Consider the following 17,255-nt stretch of genomic DNA (forward strand, 5'->3'; position numbering starts at 1 on the left):
TGGCGAGGGGATTTATCCCCGTTAGGCTGCGAAGCAGTCGTGAACCTCGTGTGCGGTGTACCTGATACGCCGCAGTTTTCAGTTTTGAGGCCGCTTCGCGCCCTGACGGGGATAAATCCCCTCGCCACACAAGCCCGCCCCTACAGTGGGCCTGACAAATTTAAGGGAGACCACCATGCCGCGTTTCGCAGCCAACCTGTCCATGCTGTTCACCGAACAGGATTTTCTCGCTCGTTTCGAAGCGGCCGCCAAGGCCGGCTTCAGTGGTGTTGAGTACCTGTTCCCCTACGATTTCAGCTCCGCCGAAATCAAAGCCACACTGGACGCCAATGGCCTGACCCAGGTGCTGTTCAACCTGCCTGCTGGCGACTGGGCCAAGGGCGAGCGCGGAATCGCGTGCCTGCCGGACCGGGTGGAAGAGTTCCGCGCCGGTGTCGACCTGGCCATCGCCTACGCGCAAGTGCTGGGCAACACCCAAATCAACTGCCTGGCGGGGATTCGTCCGCAAGGCGTTGACGATGCCACCGTGGAAAAAACCTTTGTTGCCAACCTCAAGTACGCGGCCGACAAGCTGCAAGCGGCGGGCATCAAACTGGTGATGGAAGCGATCAACACGCGCGACATCCCGGGTTTCTACCTGAACAACACGACACAAGCCCTGTCGATTCGCGAGCAGGTCGGCAGCGCCAACCTGTTCCTGCAATACGACATCTACCACATGCAAATCATGGAAGGCGACCTGGCGCGCACGCTGCAATCGCACCTGGGTGAAATCAACCACGTGCAATTGGCGGACAACCCGGGACGCAACGAACCAGGCACCGGTGAAATCAACTATCGCTTCCTGTTCGAGCATCTGGACCGCATCGGTTATCAGGGCTGGGTGGGTTGCGAATACAAGCCGCTGACCACCACGGAAGCGGGTTTGGGCTGGCTTAAAAGCCATAACGCAATCTGACACTGATCCCTGTAGGAGCCGGCTTGCCGGCGATGGCATCGGCGCGGTCTCAATCAGACCGCAGCGCCTGAATCGCCAGCAAGCCGGCTCCTACAGAGGCAGTTCTCCATTTGTATGAAGTAGCAACAAAAACAAGAGGAATTTTCACATGGCTAAAATCGGATTTATCGGCACCGGCATCATGGGCCACCCAATGGCGTTGAACCTGCAAAAAGCCGGTCACAGCCTGTTCCTGTCGGCTCACCACGACCCTGCGCCTGCTGACCTGGTTGCTGGCGGCGCTGTCGCCCTGGCCAACCCGAAAGAAGTCGCGCAAGAAGCCGAATTCATCATCATCATGGTTCCGGATACCCCGCAGGTCGATGACGTGCTGTTCCGCGCCGACGGCGTTGCCGCGGGTGTTGGCAAGGGCAAAGTCGTCATCGACATGAGCTCGATCTCGCCGACCGCCACCAAAACCTTCGCGGCCAAGGTCAACGAGAAAGGCGCGCAATACCTTGACGCGCCAGTGTCTGGCGGTGAAGTCGGTGCCAAGGCTGCAAGCCTGAGCATCATGGTCGGCGGCGATGCTGATGCGTTCGAGCGCGTGCTGCCACTGTTCCAGGCAATGGGCAAGAACATCACCCTGGTCGGCGGTAACGGCGACGGTCAGACCGCGAAAGTGGCGAACCAGATCATCGTTGCTTTGAACATCCAGGCCGTCGCCGAAGCCCTGCTGTTCGCTTCGAAAAACGGTGCCGATCCAGCCAAGGTGCGCGAAGCACTGATGGGCGGTTTCGCCTCTTCGAAGATCCTCGAAGTGCACGGCGAACGCATGATCAAAGGTACGTTCGACCCAGGCTTCCGCATCAGCCTGCACCAGAAAGACCTCAACCTGGCCCTGGCCGGCGCGCGCGAACTGGGCATCAACCTGCCAAACACCGCCAATACCCAGCAAGTGTTCAGCACCTGCGCGGCTATCGGTGGCAGCAACTGGGATCACTCGGCGCTGATCAAAGGCCTGGAGCACATGGCGAATTTCTCGATTCGCGATAAGTAATGTCATCCCCTGTAGGAGCCGGCTTGCTGGCGATGCGGTCTGCGCGGCTTATCAGACTGACCGCATCGCCTGCATCGCCAGCAAGCCGGCTCCTACAGGCCGCGTTGCCCTTAGAACAACAAAAAATTCCGGGAGCCCGCCATGTCGGTCGATCCGCAACAATTCCTGCGCGAGCTGTTTGCCACAGCCATTGACGCGGCCCATCCGCAGCTAGTTCTCGAGGCGTATCTGCCGGCTGATCGCAGCGGCCGGGTGATCGTCATCGGCGCCGGCAAAGCCGCGGCAGCCATGGCGCAAGTGGTCGAGCGCTGCTGGCAGGGTGAAGTCTCCGGCCTGGTGGTAACCCGCTACGGCCACGGCGCCCCGTGCGAAAAAATCGAAGTGGTCGAGGCCGCGCATCCTGTCCCTGATGCAGCCGGTCAAGCCGTCGCCAGGCGCGTGTTCGAACTGGTCAGCAACCTCACCGAAGCTGACCGGGTGATTTTCCTGCTGTCGGGTGGCGGCTCTGCATTGCTCGCCCTGCCAGCCGAAGGCATCACCCTTGCCGACAAGCAATCGATCAACAAAGCCCTGCTCAAATCCGGCGCAACCATCGGCGAGATGAACTGCGTGCGCAAGCACCTCTCGGCAATCAAGGGCGGCCGTCTCGGCAAGGCCTGCTGGCCTGCCACTGTTTACACCTACGCGATTTCCGATGTACCGGGCGACCTCGCCACGGTGATCGCCTCCGGCCCGACCGTGGCCGACCCGAGCACATCCGCCGAAGCACTGGCGATTCTCAAACGTTATGCCATCGACATTCCGGCCTCGGTGCGCTCCTGGCTGCAAAGCCCGGAATCGGAGACCGTCAAACCCGGTGATCCGAGTCTAGAGCGCAGTCATTTCCAACTGATCGCCCGTCCGCAACAGTCGCTCGAAGCGGCGGCGGTGAAGGCGCGTCAGGCCGGTTTCAGTCCCTTGATCCTGGGTGATCTGGAAGGCGAATCGCGCGAGGTGGCTAAAGTCCACGCCGGCATCGCCCGGCAAGTGGTCTTGCACGGTCAGCCGTTGCCGGTGCCGTGCGTGATTCTCTCGGGCGGCGAAACCACGGTGACCGTGCGCGGCAATGGCCGTGGCGGTCGCAACGCCGAATTCCTCCTGAGCCTGACCGACAGCCTCAAAGGTTTGCCCGGCGTTTACGCCCTGGCCGGTGACACTGACGGCATCGACGGCTCCGAAGACAACGCCGGCGCGATCATGACTCCGGACAGCTACGCGCGCGCGGCAGCCCTCGGCCTCAGCGCCAGCGACGAACTCGACAACAACAATGGCTACGGCTACTTCCAGGCACTGGACGCCTTGATCGTCACCGAGCCGACGCGCACCAACGTCAATGACTTCCGCGCCATTCTGATTCTCGAGAACCCAAAACATGACGCCTGACAAAAAGGTCAAAATCCTCGCCACCCTTGGCCCGGCCACCGACGGCATCGAGGACATCCGTGAACTGGTGCAGGCGGGAGTCAATATCTTCCGCCTCAACTTCAGCCATGGTGATCACGCCGACCACGCCAAGCGTTTTCAGTGGATTCGTGAAGTCGAGCGCCAGCTGAATTATCCGCTGGGCATCCTGATGGACCTGCAAGGCCCGAAACTGCGGGTCGGCAAGTTCGCCGACGGCAAGGTGCAACTGCATCGCGGTCAGGCCCTGCGCCTGGACCTTGATGCGACGCCGGGCGATCAGCGTCGAGTCAACCTGCCGCATCCGGAAATCATCGCCGCACTGGAGCCAGGCATGGACCTGCTGCTCGATGACGGCAAGCTGCGTCTGCGTGTGATCACCAAGTACGACGATGCGATCGACACCACCGTGCTTAACGGCGGCGAAGTGTCGGACCGCAAAGGCGTCAACGTGCCGCAAGCCGTACTGGACCTGAGCCCGTTGACGGCCAAGGACCGGCGCGACTTGAGTTTCGGTCTGGAGCTGGGTGTGGATTGGGTCGCGCTGTCGTTCGTGCAGCGACCGCAGGACATCCGCGAAGCGCGTGAGTTGATTGGCGACAGAGCCTTCCTGATGGCCAAGATCGAGAAGCCGTCGGCGGTGACTCAACTGCGCGAAATCGCCGAGTTGAGTGACGCGATCATGGTTGCTCGCGGTGACCTGGGCGTAGAAGTCCCGGCGGAAAGCGTGCCGCAGATTCAGAAGAACATCATCTCGACCTGCCGTGCCCTCGGCAAACCGGTGGTGGTGGCGACGCAGATGCTCGAGTCGATGCGCTTCTCTCCGGCCCCGACCCGCGCCGAAGTCACTGACGTTGCCAACGCCGTGGCGGAAGGTGCAGATGCGGTGATGCTGTCGGCGGAAACCGCGTCCGGCGACTACCCGCTGGAAGCCGTGCAGATGATGAGCAAGATCATCCGTCAGGTGGAAAACGGTCCGGATTATCAGGCGCAACTGGACGTGAGCCGGCCGAAAGCCGAAGCCACCGTCTCCGATGCGATCAGCTGTGCGATCCGCCGTATCAGCAATGTGCTGCCGGTGGCGGTGTTGGTGAATTACAGCGAATCCGGGACCTCGAGCCTGCGCGCAGCCAGAGAGCGGCCGACAGTGCCGATCCTCAATCTGACGCCGAATCTGCAAACGGCTCGCCGCTTGACCGTGGCCTGGGGCGTGCATTCGGTGGTCAATGATCGCCTGCGTCAGGTGGATGAGGTGTGTTCGACGGCGCTGGAAATTGCACAGGCCCAAGGCATGGCGCAGCGTGGCGATACGTTGTTGATCACGGCGGGTGTGCCGTTCGGGCAGCCGGGGTCGACTAATTCGTTGCGTATCGAAACATTGATTTAGCGCCCACACCGGCCTCTTCGCGAGCAAGCCCGCTCCCACAATTGATTTGTGTACACCACAGATTCAATGACTGAACAAAGATTCAGTGTGGGAGCGGGCTTGCTCGCGAAGCAGGCACCTCGGTTTCACTGACTTTCAGAACTGCCATGCCTGCCAACCACTTCAACACCCACTGCCCCGACTGGGCGACTGCCCTGCTCAACGGTTTCAGCCAGATCTTCCTCCAGCGCGATCCGCTGTGCGGCCTGCTGTGCCTGTTGGCGATTCTTTTTACCGCGCCGGTGCTGCTCGGCGGCGCCCTGCTCGGCGGTGTCGCCGGGTTGCTCACCGCGCAACGGCGCAACTACGCAAAGGCTGATCGTCAGGCGGGACTGTTCAGCTACAACGGTGTCCTGCTCGGCCTGCTGCTGAGCCTGTATTTTCCGTGGTCCGCGCTGTTGCCGCCGCTGATCATCGCTGCGGGCGGCCTGAGTGCGATGGTTACCCAGCAATGGCTCAAACGCGCACGCGTCAGCCAATACCTGCCCGCCTACACCGCGCCCTTCGTGGTGCTGAGCTGGCTGCTACTGTGCTTCGCCACGCCCTCGTCCACTGCACATCTGATCGAAATCAACACACCGAACATGCTCGCGGCGCCCTTCAAAGGCTTGGGCCAGGTGATGTTCCTCGGCCACCCGCTGGCCGGGGCGATGATTGCCGCCGGCTTGCTCGTCGCTGATCGTCGGGCGTTTTGCTGGGCAATGCTGGCGTCGGTCGCGGGTATGGGCTGGAGCTTGCTGCACCAAGACGTTTACACCGCATTACTTGGCCTTGGGGGCTACAACTGCGTCCTCGCCGCCCTCGCCCTTTACTCAATGCGCCAGCAACCCTGGCTGCCGCTGCTCGGTATTGCCTTCGCGCTGTCGCTGACGCCGGTGTTTGCCGCGATCGGTCTGCCCACGCTGACCGCGCCGTTCATCCTCGCCTGCTGGCTGATTCGCCCGGCCGTTCAGGTGCTCGGCAAAGTCGCAATCAGCCGTACACCTTGCCTTCCTGAGGAGAATCAACCTAGGCTGCGCTGATCATTGGTTTGGGCGGTTTCCATGGACAGCAACAAAAACTGGCGTGAAGAGCTTTACGTCATGGTTTTCCAGAGCGACACCAAGGCCGGGCAGCGCTTCGACGGCATCTTGCTGTTGATCATTCTGGCCAGCCTGGTGGTCGTGATGCTCGACAGCATCGACTCGATCCACCAGAACTACGCCGACCTGCTGGCGTACATCGAGTGGGGCTTTACGCTCATCTTCGCCATCGAATACGGCCTGCGCCTGTACTGTTCGCCGAAGCCCTTGCGTTACGCCTTCAGCTTTTACGGGCTGGTGGATTTGCTCGCGATCGTCCCCGGCATCCTCGCGCTTTACTACGCCGATGCGCAGTACCTGCTGATCATCCGGATCATTCGGATGCTGCGGATTTTCCGCGTGCTCAAGCTCAGCCCCTATCTCAAGCAAGCCAATTACCTGATGTCGGCGTTGCGTGGCAGCAAGCAGAAGATTGTGGTGTTCCTGGTCAGCGTCTGCACCCTGGTGACGGTGTTCGGTACCTTGATGTACGTGATCGAAGGGCCGGAGCACGGCTTCACCAGCATCCCCAAAGGCATCTATTGGGCGATCGTCACGTTAACCACGGTGGGCTTCGGCGACATCGTGCCGAAGACGCCCTTGGGCCAGGTCATTTCATCCCTGGTGATGATCACCGGTTATTCAATCATCGCCGTGCCCACAGGGATTTTTACCGCAGAGCTCGCCAACGCCATGCGCGGCGAACAGCTGCAAACCGATTGCCCGGTGTGCAAGAAAAACAGCCACGAAGCAGGCGCCGCATTTTGCTGCCGATGCGGCAATCAACTGTTCAAGAAACTGGAATAAGCACAGAGCTTTTTAATCTTTAAAGGCCTATGCCGACGCGGTTATAGTCGCTGGCAATTGCCTCATCAATAAATTCAGAACAAGGAATGCGCGGTGAAAAAACTCTTTGGCGCCTCACTTCTGGCTGCTGGCCTCGCCCTGTCCAGCTTCGCCCAGGCCGCACCGACGCTGCTCAACGTGTCCTACGACGTGATGCGCGATTTCTACAAGGATTACAACGCAGCCTTCCAGAAACACTGGCAAGCCGAGCACAAAGAAAATATCACCGTGCAGATGTCTTTCGGCGGCTCAAGCAAGCAGGCGCGCTCGGTCATCGACGGCCTGCCGGCTGATGTGATCACCATGAACATGGCGACCGACATCAATGCCCTGGCGGACAACGGCAAATTGATCCCGGACAACTGGGTTACCCGCCTGCCGAACAACAGCGCGCCGTTCACGTCGGCCACCGTGTTTATCGTCCGTAAAGGCAACCCCAAAGCCCTGAAGGATTGGCCGGATCTGCTTAAGGATGGCGTCCAGGTGATCGTGCCGAACCCGAAAACCTCGGGCAACGGCCGTTACACTTACCTGTCGGCATGGGGTTATGTGCTGAAGAACGGCGGTGACGAAAACAAGGCCAAGGAATTCGTGGGCAAACTGTTCAAGCAAGCGCCTGTGCTGGATACCGGCGGCCGTGCAGCCACCACCACGTTCATGACCAACCAACTCGGCGACGTGCTGGTGACGTTCGAGAACGAGGCGGAGATGATTGCGCGCGAATTTGGTCGCGATCAGTTCGAAGTGATTTACCCAAGCGTCTCCGCCGAAGCCGAACCGCCCGTGACTGTGGTCGACAAAGTCGTCGAGAAGAAAGGCACCCGCGCGGCAGCCGAGGAATACCTGAAGTACCTGTGGTCGCCGGAAGGTCAGGAGATTGCAGCGGCCAACTACCTGCGTCCACGTGACCCGGCAGTGCTGGCCAAGTACACCGATCGTTTTCCCAAGGTCGATTTCCTCTCGGTGGAAAAGACCTTTGGTGACTGGCGCTCGGTGCAGAAAACCCATTTCAATGACGGTGGGATTTTTGACCAGATTTACACGGGTCAGTGAACACTGGCTGTACTAAGGAGGCGGCCTTGAGGCCGCCTTTTTTTATTTCACCATGACTCCAGCACCGAACTTCGCTGGGCTACGCCGTTGCTCGATACAGCAGGTTTATCAATAACTTAGGCAGATTCATCATATGCCGGTGCTTTCTGAAACCTGACCCGGCTTCCACCCGCTTGGCTCCCAACAGGCTCCTGGAAATCGGGTCTTCCGAGGAGTCATCATGGCGAAAATCAAACTCACCAAGTCCGCAGTCGATGCGGCACAAGCCCAAGCTCAGCCCATCGAACTGCGCGATACCCTGGTTCCTGGCTTCTTGTGCAAGATCACCCCGGCAGGCCGCAAGGTGTTCATGCTCCAGTACCGGACAAACGCCGGAGAGCGGCGCAAACCTGCCTTGGGACTGTATGGAGAGCTGACCGTCGAACAAGCCCGGTCGCTAGCCCAGGAGTGGCTGGCGCAAGTGCGCCGGGGTGGAGATCCTGCCGCAGAGAAGGCTGCAGCGCGTCAGGCACCCACCGTCAAGGAACTGTGTATCAAGTTCATGGAGGACTACTCCAGCCAGCGCAACAAGCCGAGCACGCAGGAAGGCTACCAGAGCGTCATTGATCGCAACATCATTCCGATGCTTGGCCGCTTGAAGGTGCAGGATCTGAAGCGGCCCGATGTCGCTTCAATGATGAAGAAGATGGCGCACAAGCCCGCCGATGCGAACCGCACGTTCAGCGTGATGCGCAAGATGTTCAACTTGGCCGAGGTATGGGGCTATCGCCCTGACGGCACCAACCCATGCCGTCATGTACCGATGTACCCCAACGGCAAGGCGACTCACCTGATCAGCGACGAGGAAATGGGCAAGTTGTTTCGCTACCTTGGCCAGTTGGAGGTGGAAGGCCTGGAGCATGCTGTGATCCCGTTGGCCATCCGCCTGCAATTCGAGTTTGCCGCTCGCCTTTCTGAGATCGTCTCACTCCAATGGGATTGGATTGATCTGGAAAACCGGCGGGTGGTGTGGCCTGACAGCAAGACAGGCGGTATGTCCAAGCCCATGAGCGAAGAAGCCTATCGGCTTCTTTCGACGGCGGCTCGCAATGCTACGACGCCCCATGTATTACCGTCTCCGCGTCACCCTGATCGGCATCTGACCGACGGCGAGTATTACAACGGTTGGAGCCGCACTCTCAAAGCTGCAGGCGTGACGCATGTGGGCACGCACGGCATCCGTCACCGTTCAGCGACGGACATTGCCAATTCCGGCATCCCGGTGAAGGTCGGCATGGCGCTGACGGCGCACAAGACCGTGGCGATGTTCATGCGCTACGTCCACACAGAGGACAAACCGGTGCGCGAAGCGGCTGATTTGGTGGCAAATCGGCGCAAGACGATCACAGGCGTATCCCGCGCTGCGGAGGCGACGGCGTGACCGGCGACCATGCTCCCGCCTTGCCAGCCCCGATTGTCGTGTTGCTATCACGACAATCGGGTGTGCCGCCCCTTCCGGGGCGGCCTCACCGCGCCAACTTGAAAAGTGTACCCGTTACGGGTATAGTTTGGAGGTCGATATGACGCCCATCCTCAAGCGCAAGGACTTTGCTCGGTGGCAGTCGGGCGAGAAGCTGCCCGATGCTGCCTTGTGCAAGGCAGTTCAGGAGATGGAAAGCGGTCTGATCGACGCGGACTTGGGAGGCTTCCTCTACAAGAAGCGGGTGGCCCGCCCTGGCGCAGGCAAGAGCGGCAGCTATCGCACGTTGCTGTCGGCCAAGATTGGCAGCCGCTATGTGTTCCTGCATGGGTTCCCTAAGAGCGACAAGGCGAACATCACGCAGGACGAGAAGAAGGCGCTGCAATTCGCCGGCAAGGTGTTCTTGGAACTGCCTGCCGAAGCCTTGTCGAAGGCGTTGCAGTCGGGTGTTTTACTGGAGGTGCATTGTGAGCAAGATCATTGAATCGCTGCGCGGCGACCTGGCGGCGCTCCACGAAGCCGGAGCGATCAGCAAGGTGACGATGCGCGAGTTCGACGCGATTTGCCCGCCGCCAGTGCGGGAGTTTGGCGCTGCTGACATCAAGCGCCTGCGTGAAGCCTTGAAGTTCAGCCAGCCGGTGTTTGCGCTGCACCTGCATACCTCGGCCTCGACTGTGCGCAAGTGGGAGCAAGGCGAAACCCATCCCACCGGCCCGGCACTCAAGCTGCTAAACGTCATCGCCGACAAGGGCTTGCAGGCCATCATCTGATGCCTGACGAGGGAGATAAACATTGGCGACGCGAATTGATCCTTTCAGCTCACAGCATCTTGAAGCCGCTTGCCGTGTGCTTGCAGATACCGAACGGGGCCTGAGTGGAACGCAGATCGAGCGCTTGTTGCAAGAAATCGAGGTTGCCGACACGTCGCCCGGCATTACCAAATGGAAGCGGTTGTTCAATGCGCTGGCTGGCGCGCAAAACCGGCACCAGATCGGGAACCATCTCATCATGTTCATCAATCGCGCTATGAACCCGGTGAACTACGCCCGCGACCCCGTGACATTCACTTGGCGGCGCGACGAACTCAATGTCGTCCTGGCCTTCTCCGGTTTCTACATGCGCGAAGACGGCAAGGTCGGGCATGCCGACAAGGCCACGACGCTCGATGCCGCGCGCGCCCGTGCAGGACGACTCAAGGCCGCACTGGAAAGCCGTGTCGTTCATGCGGAAGTGCTGAGCTACTGCCGCGCCGAGTTGCTGGACGAAAACTACTTCCATGCCGTGTTTGAGGCAACGAAAGGCGTTGCAGAACGGATTCGCCTGCTATCAGGCCTGAACAGCGATGGCGCGGATCTGGTGAACAAGGCATTCGCGGGCCAGCAGCCTGTTCTCGCTTTGGGACCACTCGCCACCGAGTCCGAAAAAAGCGAGCAGAAAGGCTTTGCCAACCTGCTGATCGGACTGTTTGGTGCTGTGCGCAATCCGCTGGCCCATGCACCCAAGACGAATTGGCCCATGTCCGAACAGGACGCGCTGGACATCTTGACGCTGGTATCGCTGATTCACCGCAAGCTGGATGGCACCACGAAGTTCGCTGCCGCATCGCAATAGGGGCAAGACAGGAATGGACGAGGCGATCGTTGTCTTCTCTCGAAAAGGAATTTTCCAGACCACGATCGCTGCGCGCGACGTTCGCAGCCGGGAGCATGCGCGCAAGCTTTGGCCTCTAGTGTCTCCCGGCGCATCGCGGCAGATGGTGACATGGGTTAGCCCTTCCTTTGAAAGTGGGAAACTGCGTCGGCGATCCCATTTTCGTGTGCTTCCGACTCAGCACGCCTTTAATCCCAAAGCGCACTTTGACGATGAAGAAGCCAGTCGGTGGCACGCTGTCCAGGAAAGTCCCGAACACCGGCGGGCAAAAGAACTTGTCGCGGCCGAGCTCTCCCGGCGCTTGAGTGCCGGGCTTGCGATGCCCTGGGCGTTCAAGGATGCGGATGCGTCGGACTATCCGTTGGAAGGCAACATGTTGCTCGGTGCCGACCAAGTGGCAACCGAGCATCCTCTGGAAACGCCATTCGGCAGCAAATTCCGGCTCGACGTTGCCGTGCTTGGGCCACCTGTTCAAACCGAGCCGATGGTACTGGGTGGCGTTGAAATCGAACTCGGCCACGCCTTCGACGGGCGCAAGGCACTAATCGGGAAGTCGCTCGGATTTCCGCTGATTTCCATCGACATCACCGAAATGGTGCTGGACGAACTTACGCCCGAGTGGGCACAACGGGTACTAACCGCAACCACGCAGAGCCACGAGCAAGGACGCCGGCAAACCTACATCTATCTCCACGATCTGTTGTACCCCCTCTACGCGCAATTGCCGGCGTTTCTGGATGACGAGCAACGCCATCAGTTCCTTGTGTTCGCCGACGATCAGACCCTGAACAAGTTGGTGCGCTGGATGAACCTGCTCGCCGAAAAGCTGGAGTACTCGAAGGGTACGGTCGCCGTTGCGCTGGTCAACGGCAAGAACGAGCAGTCGCGCAAGATGCTTGAACGCGCGGGGCAGGTCGTTGGCCCTGACTGGAGTGAGTTCAACGCCCAGCGATGCCTTCGGCTGACCCTCCCGCGCCCCAGAAGCCCGGCGGACCTCCAGGCCCATCGCTTCCACATGACGATGGCGCGCATCCTGCTGTCGCACACGGATGCGCTCGTTGGCTACAAGTATTGCAACGGCGTGGACAACCACCACCCCGAAGAGGACGTGTGGGTGGCGCACCGCTGGATTGCCGATCTGAAAACCCATACCCAGCACCGTGTATTGCCGAAGCGGCTGGCCGAGCCGATCAACAGGTTGATCGCGGTGGTTTCAGATCTGCACCGCAATCATGTGGAAACAAGCCAAGAGGCGTGACGACCTTTCCGCCTCGCGCGGTCCTGATGAACCGATTCCAGAAGGCAATACTGCCGCGTTGCTGCTGGCTTGGCTCGTGATCGCTCGCCTGATTCTTGTGCGCTTGATCCAATTGGCTCAGGCTGGAGCGACCTGCACGCCAGCTCCTGCGGGAATCGGCGGCCCTGCTTTGCGCTTCTTGGCGGTTTCTTCCGAACGCTTGTGAACCTGTGCACGCCAGCTCTCCAGCGCGAGGATGTCTGTGAGCAGTTCGTCTGGATCAGGAATAGCAACACCGCCCATCATCGCTTTGTCATGGGCATAGTTGGAGCACTTGCTCATTCCCGCGTTGACCTGCGCGTAGTCATCGTCGCCCACACTCACGCCGACGAGCCGTTGTGTCTCCACACCTTTTCGGAAGCGGAGAATGACTTCTCGCAGGAGGACTTCTTCCACCGCGCGTTCCCATGCCATGCGCAGGCGGAAGTACGCATCAACCGTCTGCCTTTGATGTTCTTGCTCGTTGCCTTCCTTGTGCAGTTTGGCGATTGCTTGCTGCTGTGCTTTCAGCACCCCGATGCGCTTGCTCGCGTTCTTTCCTTCGAACGGCAATTCCGGGTCGGCTATGCCGAAGCCTTCAGCACGCCGCGTCAGGCTCTGCGTGACCACTGCCGCACCCACTTGCTTTGCTTCTTCGGCTAGCAGACAGAGGAAATAGATGTCGTGCGTGAAGATGATGACCTGCCGCTGCACCGCTTCAGCGGCCAGGCGCTTGGCCACGCGCTCGCGCCGACGATGATCTAGGGACGAGACTGGATCGTCGAAGACGATTCCGCCTTTCCCACCGCTCAATCCCACCTCGGCGAGGAACGAGCCGATCGCAATGGCACGCTGCTCGCCTTCGCTCAGAATCTCACCCGGACTACGAACCTGCGGCAGTTGCAGTTTCAGCTTGTGCAGCGCCTTCCCTCGGTCGGCACGGCTTTGCAGCGAAACTCTCAAGCTCCCTACGCCCAGTGCTTTGAATTCCCAGTTCAACGCATCGGCCAGTTCCTTGGAGACCACCTTTTCCGCGAGTTCCGATGCTTTGAGGGATATAGCGTTTGTCCTGACCGCAGTCAGGCAGTTCTTCAGTTTCCCTTGGTGCACCAACTTCGTCACTGCCGTAGCCACGGCCTCCTTAACTTGACTGAGTTTTACGCGCGCATCCAACTCGCCTAGTTGCTTCTGCAACACAGCGCGAGCTTCTTCATTCGAGGCTCTATCCAGGGCCTCCGCCTCCGCATTCAATTTGTCAGCGAGCACCTGTAGTCGATCCGCTGGGCTGACCAGGGCCTGATCCAGTCCCGTCCAGTCATGCGAGACGACCGCTGCCTTGATTGCTTCGTGCCGCGCCGACAGTGCGGCCTCGAAAGTCTTGGTGTCGGCCACTAGCGGTGAGTCGATTTCCGCTACTTCCGCCTGCGTCGCCTCATCAAAGTTCAACACCATGACGGAGGCCGCAAATGGGCGGTAGTCGGCGGCAAGCGCTTGGCGCCGCGCTTGCGCCGTCTTTTCCGCTTCCGCTTGTATGAACGCCTCGAATCGCAGCAACCGTTCTGCGCCCGCAGCCAGAGGCTGCTGACACAACGGGCATGCGGCATCCGTCCCCAAGTCAGGGAACTGTTTATCTGGATGAGCTTCAAGCGCGAACTTCCGGGCGGCATCAAACAATTCCCGCCACGCCTCTCCGCCAGTCCCCGGCAGCAGATTTTCGCCCTCCTTGAAATTCTTCGCTGCAAGGGCGGCGGCGACCTGTGCTGTACGGAAGCTATCAGCCAGCGCCTTCAACTTGGCGATGGCTTCGGGGCCGACGACAAGTCCTTTATCGGCTGCATTCTTGGCGATCGCCGCAATGCGGCGTGCGCGCAAACGCAAGAGACCGGCTTTCTCCTTCGGGTTGTTCTCTTTGAGGCTTTTCTCCAGCGTTTCCCGCTGCTCAAGCTCTTCCTGCTTCAAAGTGGCAAGTGCCTCAATCTGAGCCGTGGTCGTTTTCGCGGAGAGCCCCGTGATCAGCTTGCCGACGGCTGTTTCGCCGTGCAGCGGGGCGAATACGGCGAGGTCTACAGCCGACTGCTTGTGTTCCTGCTCAACGGAGTTTTTAAGCTGTTGACAGACCTTGGCGAGCGTCTCGAATACTTCAAGACCATACGGCACGTAGGAGAAGTCATCCTCACTATCCAAATATGCCCGGGCGCAATGCGCGTCGAAGATAGCGAATGAAGAAAGCTCTGGTGGAGCCTCTTTCCCTTGGTGCCAAGTCACTTCCTTGACGGCACCGTCAATCGTGATATCGAAGGATGCTTGAGCATTACCTGCCTTGGCCCCGGGCAGATTGGCATTGGGATGAATGGGCTCGGACTGATCGCGAGCGCGGCAGGCACGCTTAAGAACGCGCGAATATCCTGACTTGCCGGATCCGTTGTCGCCATAAATGACAGTCATGCCCGCCGAACCCACCGCCAACTGCTGATTCTCGGCAATTGCGTTGACGTTAAGCAGATTCTTGATGGCCCGCAGCTCGATGTGCGTGGTCGCCTTAACCTTCGCTGGGATCTGGTCGGCGGTTAGTGGCTGAGGTTGACGATTCTTTGGGTCAGGGATTCCGTGTGCCAGCTTGAGCAAGGCATACAAATCCTCGTAGTCCTGCGGTGTCAGTGTTTGTTTCGCCAGCAAGCGAGAAATTGCATCGCTCTGCCACGCGGGAATTCCCTGGGTCCAAACCAATATCTCTTGCAATATAGCCATGACCGTCTCCCTGCCTCAGTATTTTCCTTGATATGACGTTATTTTAACGATCTGTTGCATTTCATTGTGGCAATTCCGCAGTGCGATAGCGTCCCGGCCTACCGCCGTCGGGTTCACGGGCTGCGCCCCGCGCTTGGTGCCAAATCGCGGCCATCCGGCTTTGATCCCTTGTATCTTCCATTCCACGTGATCGGAGGGCCGTTCACGCCCGGTGCCGTTTGGCACCGGTGATGGGCCGCAGCATGTAGCTCGTTATCCCTCGGTGCTTCCAAGCCCGTGCGTCAGTCCTGAGCGCATGTCTGCGACTGGTCTCTGCAAGCCCGAACAGTTGCAGGAACCACATTCGCATTTGCAAGGATGGGGCATAGAGATCATGGCCAATGGAATAGTCGTCGGTATCGATATCTCGAAGAACACACTTGATGTAGCCATCGGGAGGGATGGCGCAGCCACCGTTTTCAGTAACGACCAAGAGGGCCACCAGGCCCTGGTGGCAGTGCTGAGGAGACAACCAATTTCACTCGTCGTCATGGAGGCCACTGGCCGCTACCAATTTGCCTGTGCCTGTGCCTGCGCCCCGCAAGCCGCAGGATTCCAGGTGGCGGTAGTCAATCCCAGACAGGCGCGAGATTTCGCGAAGGCGATGGGCAGGCTGGCAAAGACGGATCGCGTCGACGTGCTGATGCTGGCAGAGCTGGCCGAAGTGATCGACAAACGCCCAGACCGGGATCGCCTCACCAGGCCGATGGCAGATGAGACGCAGCAGCGCCTGCATGCGTTGGTGACCCGTCGGAGGCAGCTTGTCCGCTTGCAAGTCAGTGAACGTCAGCGCAAGTACGCCTCTCACTCGGATGTGCAGCCTGGGATCATCGAACTGATGAACATCCTGAAGCGCCAGGTTCAGGACATCGACGCGAGCATCGCAGCGCATCTCGCCAAATATCAAGTCAGTCTGACGAAGCTCTTTCAGAGCGTCAAAGGCGTTGGGCCGGCGACTACGGCTGCGCTGATCTCCGAGCTTCCAGAATTGGGGCAGCTCAAGGCCAAGCAGATCTCCTCACTGGTCGGCGTCGCGCCAATGAATCGGGACTCGGGCCAGTCACGCGGCAAGCGAATGATCTGCGGTGGTCGGGCAACGGTGCGCAGCGCCCTCTACATGGCGGCAATCGTAGCCATGCGGCACAACCCTCTGATCCGAGCCTGCTATGAGCGGCTGGTGGCGGCAGGCAAGCCCAAAGAGGTCGCCATCGTGGCTTGCATGCGCAAGCTGCTGATCATTCTGAATGCCATGGTGAGAACCGGCAGGCCTTGGAAAGAAACGGCGGCAACTGCCCAGGACGATGCGGAGGCTCACATCGTGCCACAACGCGGCCGGGGGGCTCAGTCGTTCATCGCCTGTACGCGACCCAGCCCTTGAAAGTGAATGCGCAATAAAACAACTCGATGTGCGTGAATCCGGCCTCGCTGAGCAGATCAGTATCTTGCTCCGGCGAGAGTACGGGCAATCGCTCCTTGAGCGCCCGAATGTTCTCGGCCTGTGCCGAAGGCATTCCGGAGGCGACCGCGAAAGCAGCGTTGCGCTGGAGCCACTTGTCCTGGTCCGGACCTTCGTTGGGGAAGCTGTGATGGATGACGACCAGAGGAGCGCCGGCCCTGAGTCGCACGTGCATCTGCTTCAAGGTCTCCAGGCGTTTGGCCCGCGGAAGAAAGTGCAGCGTCAGAAGGCAGGTCGCGCCGTCGAACGGTCCCATGGGAGCCGTGTCGATATAGCCTTCGTGCAAGCGCGCACGGGATGCGAGAGGTCCCAGGGTCGTGTGGGCCAACTGGAGCATTTCGGCCGACGGATCCACGCCATCGAAGCGCCAACCCGGTTGCATCTCGGCGAAGCCCTTCAACTCAAGCCCACCGCCGGCACCCAGCACCAGGATGCGCGCATCGGTCGGCACACGCTCGGCCAGCAGCGCGCCGGCCATCTTCGGCAAGTCGCGCAGGCCGGGCACCATTCGCGTGGCGTTCTCGGCATAGCTGGAAACGATGGTCGTGCCGGAAAACGTGAACGGGGTCATGAGGCGGCAGCCTTCTCTTGTTGCACGGGTTGGACGGTCTCTGGCCAGAGCAGCGAGCGGTGCACCTGGGCGCCGGCCATGGCGCCATTGCCCACGGCCAGCGATACTGAATGGGGTGCCCGGGCCACATCGCCGCAGGCAAACACACCCGGCACCGAAGTCTTGTTCTCGGCGTCGGTGCGCACCTGCATGCCGAGGGGCGTTTCTTCCAGCGCGCAGCCCATCGCTTCGAC

15 protein-coding genes and 1 pseudogene are annotated in these 17,255 nt (G+C 60.0%); 13 read left to right on the top strand and 3 right to left on the bottom strand.

What is annotated here, in order from left to right:
- Nucleotides 1–175 precede the first annotated feature (175 nt).
- The 12 genes from hyi to DU29_RS0125610 all read left to right on the top strand — a co-directional run bounded on the left by hyi (nt 176) and on the right by DU29_RS0125610 (nt 12,190).
- Nucleotides 176–958: a hydroxypyruvate isomerase gene (hyi, locus tag DU29_RS0125555; protein ID WP_028624260.1), complete on the top strand. Its 783-nt coding sequence runs from the start codon at nt 176–178 to the stop codon at nt 956–958.
- Between the two features lie 148 nt (nt 959–1,106).
- Nucleotides 1,107–1,997, top strand: coding sequence for a 2-hydroxy-3-oxopropionate reductase (locus DU29_RS0125560; protein WP_028624261.1), 891 nt, complete (start codon nt 1,107–1,109; stop codon nt 1,995–1,997).
- 141 nt (nt 1,998–2,138) lie between these two features.
- On the top strand, nt 2,139–3,419 hold the full coding sequence (locus DU29_RS0125565) for a glycerate kinase type-2 family protein (protein WP_028624262.1): 1,281 nt from the start codon (nt 2,139–2,141) through the stop codon (nt 3,417–3,419).
- Entirely contained in the window at nt 3,409–4,824 is a 1,416-nt protein-coding gene (gene pyk / locus DU29_RS0125570) for a pyruvate kinase (RefSeq protein WP_028624263.1), read from the top strand. Before DU29_RS0125565 ends, pyk begins: the two co-directional genes overlap by 11 nt.
- Nucleotides 4,825–4,970: 146 nt before the next feature.
- Nucleotides 4,971–5,885 carry an urea transporter gene (locus DU29_RS0125575; protein WP_028624264.1) on the top strand — a complete coding sequence of 305 codons (915 nt, stop codon included), beginning with the start codon at nt 4,971–4,973 and terminating at the stop codon, nt 5,883–5,885.
- A 21-nt stretch (nt 5,886–5,906) separates the two neighbouring features.
- Entirely contained in the window at nt 5,907–6,731 is an 825-nt protein-coding gene (locus DU29_RS0125580) for an ion transporter (RefSeq protein ID WP_028624265.1), read from the top strand.
- A gap of 93 nt (nt 6,732–6,824) precedes the next feature.
- Complete coding sequence (locus DU29_RS0125585) at nt 6,825–7,823, top strand: sulfate ABC transporter substrate-binding protein (protein ID WP_028624266.1); 999 nt, start codon at nt 6,825–6,827, stop codon at nt 7,821–7,823.
- A gap of 220 nt (nt 7,824–8,043) precedes the next feature.
- Complete coding sequence (locus DU29_RS0125590) at nt 8,044–9,243, top strand: tyrosine-type recombinase/integrase (RefSeq protein WP_028624267.1); 1,200 nt, start codon at nt 8,044–8,046, stop codon at nt 9,241–9,243.
- Nucleotides 9,244–9,382: 139 nt separating this feature from the next.
- Nucleotides 9,383–9,766: a type II toxin-antitoxin system RelE/ParE family toxin gene (locus DU29_RS0125595; RefSeq protein WP_028624268.1), complete on the top strand. Its 384-nt coding sequence runs from the start codon at nt 9,383–9,385 to the stop codon at nt 9,764–9,766.
- Nucleotides 9,750–10,052, top strand: coding sequence for a helix-turn-helix domain-containing protein (locus tag DU29_RS0125600; protein ID WP_028624269.1), 303 nt, complete (start codon nt 9,750–9,752; stop codon nt 10,050–10,052). Before DU29_RS0125595 ends, DU29_RS0125600 begins: the two co-directional genes overlap by 17 nt.
- A 22-nt stretch (nt 10,053–10,074) precedes the next feature.
- Nucleotides 10,075–10,893 carry a TIGR02391 family protein gene (locus DU29_RS0125605; protein ID WP_028624270.1) on the top strand — a complete coding sequence of 273 codons (819 nt, stop codon included), beginning with the start codon at nt 10,075–10,077 and terminating at the stop codon, nt 10,891–10,893.
- Between the two features lie 13 nt (nt 10,894–10,906).
- Nucleotides 10,907–12,190 (top strand): hypothetical protein, encoded by a 1,284-nt coding sequence (locus tag DU29_RS0125610; RefSeq protein WP_028624271.1) that lies wholly within the window; start codon nt 10,907–10,909, stop codon nt 12,188–12,190.
- Between the two features lie 117 nt (nt 12,191–12,307).
- Here DU29_RS0125610 and DU29_RS0125615 read toward each other — a convergent pair whose 3' ends face one another.
- Nucleotides 12,308–14,956, bottom strand: coding sequence for an AAA family ATPase (locus tag DU29_RS0125615; protein WP_028624272.1), 2,649 nt, complete (start codon nt 14,954–14,956; stop codon nt 12,308–12,310).
- A 373-nt stretch (nt 14,957–15,329) separates the two neighbouring features.
- Here DU29_RS0125615 and DU29_RS01000000130450 point away from each other — a divergent pair.
- Nucleotides 15,330–16,289: pseudogene (locus DU29_RS01000000130450) on the top strand (IS110 family transposase); the annotation flags it as partial.
- Nucleotides 16,290–16,344: 55 nt separating this feature from the next.
- Here the strand turns inward: DU29_RS01000000130450 and DU29_RS0125625 are convergent.
- Together DU29_RS0125625 and DU29_RS0125630 are read right to left on the bottom strand one after the other, a co-directional pair.
- Entirely contained in the window at nt 16,345–17,022 is a 678-nt protein-coding gene (locus tag DU29_RS0125625; RefSeq protein ID WP_028624273.1) for a class I SAM-dependent methyltransferase, read from the bottom strand.
- The coding region (locus tag DU29_RS0125630; protein ID WP_028624274.1) for an FAD-dependent oxidoreductase at nt 17,019–17,255 on the bottom strand (237 nt) is incomplete at its 5' end. The genes DU29_RS0125625 and DU29_RS0125630, both read right to left, overlap by 4 nt.

The sequence above is a fragment of the Pseudomonas sp. Ant30-3 genome, assembly GCF_000690905.1.
Taxonomy (GTDB): Bacteria; Pseudomonadota; Gammaproteobacteria; order Pseudomonadales; family Pseudomonadaceae; genus Aquipseudomonas.

Bases quoted from the DNA above. Each gene is read 5' to 3' on its own strand.
- hyi (WP_028624260.1), top strand. From the start codon at position 176: ATGCCGCGTTTCGCAGCCAACCTGTCCATGCTGTTCACCGAACAGGAT.
- DU29_RS0125560 (WP_028624261.1), top strand. From the start codon at position 1,107: ATGGCTAAAATCGGATTTATCGGCACCGGCATCATGGGCCACCCAATG.
- DU29_RS0125565 (WP_028624262.1), top strand. From the start codon at position 2,139: ATGTCGGTCGATCCGCAACAATTCCTGCGCGAGCTGTTTGCCACAGCC.
- pyk (WP_028624263.1), top strand. From the start codon at position 3,409: ATGACGCCTGACAAAAAGGTCAAAATCCTCGCCACCCTTGGCCCGGCC.
- DU29_RS0125575 (WP_028624264.1), top strand. From the start codon at position 4,971: ATGCCTGCCAACCACTTCAACACCCACTGCCCCGACTGGGCGACTGCC.
- DU29_RS0125580 (WP_028624265.1), top strand. From the start codon at position 5,907: ATGGACAGCAACAAAAACTGGCGTGAAGAGCTTTACGTCATGGTTTTC.
- DU29_RS0125590 (WP_028624267.1), top strand. From the start codon at position 8,044: ATGGCGAAAATCAAACTCACCAAGTCCGCAGTCGATGCGGCACAAGCC.
- DU29_RS0125595 (WP_028624268.1), top strand. From the start codon at position 9,383: ATGACGCCCATCCTCAAGCGCAAGGACTTTGCTCGGTGGCAGTCGGGC.
- DU29_RS0125610 (WP_028624271.1), top strand. From the start codon at position 10,907: ATGGACGAGGCGATCGTTGTCTTCTCTCGAAAAGGAATTTTCCAGACC.
- DU29_RS0125615 (WP_028624272.1), bottom strand. From the start codon at position 14,956: ATGGCTATATTGCAAGAGATATTGGTTTGGACCCAGGGAATTCCCGCG.
- DU29_RS0125625 (WP_028624273.1), bottom strand. From the start codon at position 17,022: ATGACCCCGTTCACGTTTTCCGGCACGACCATCGTTTCCAGCTATGCC.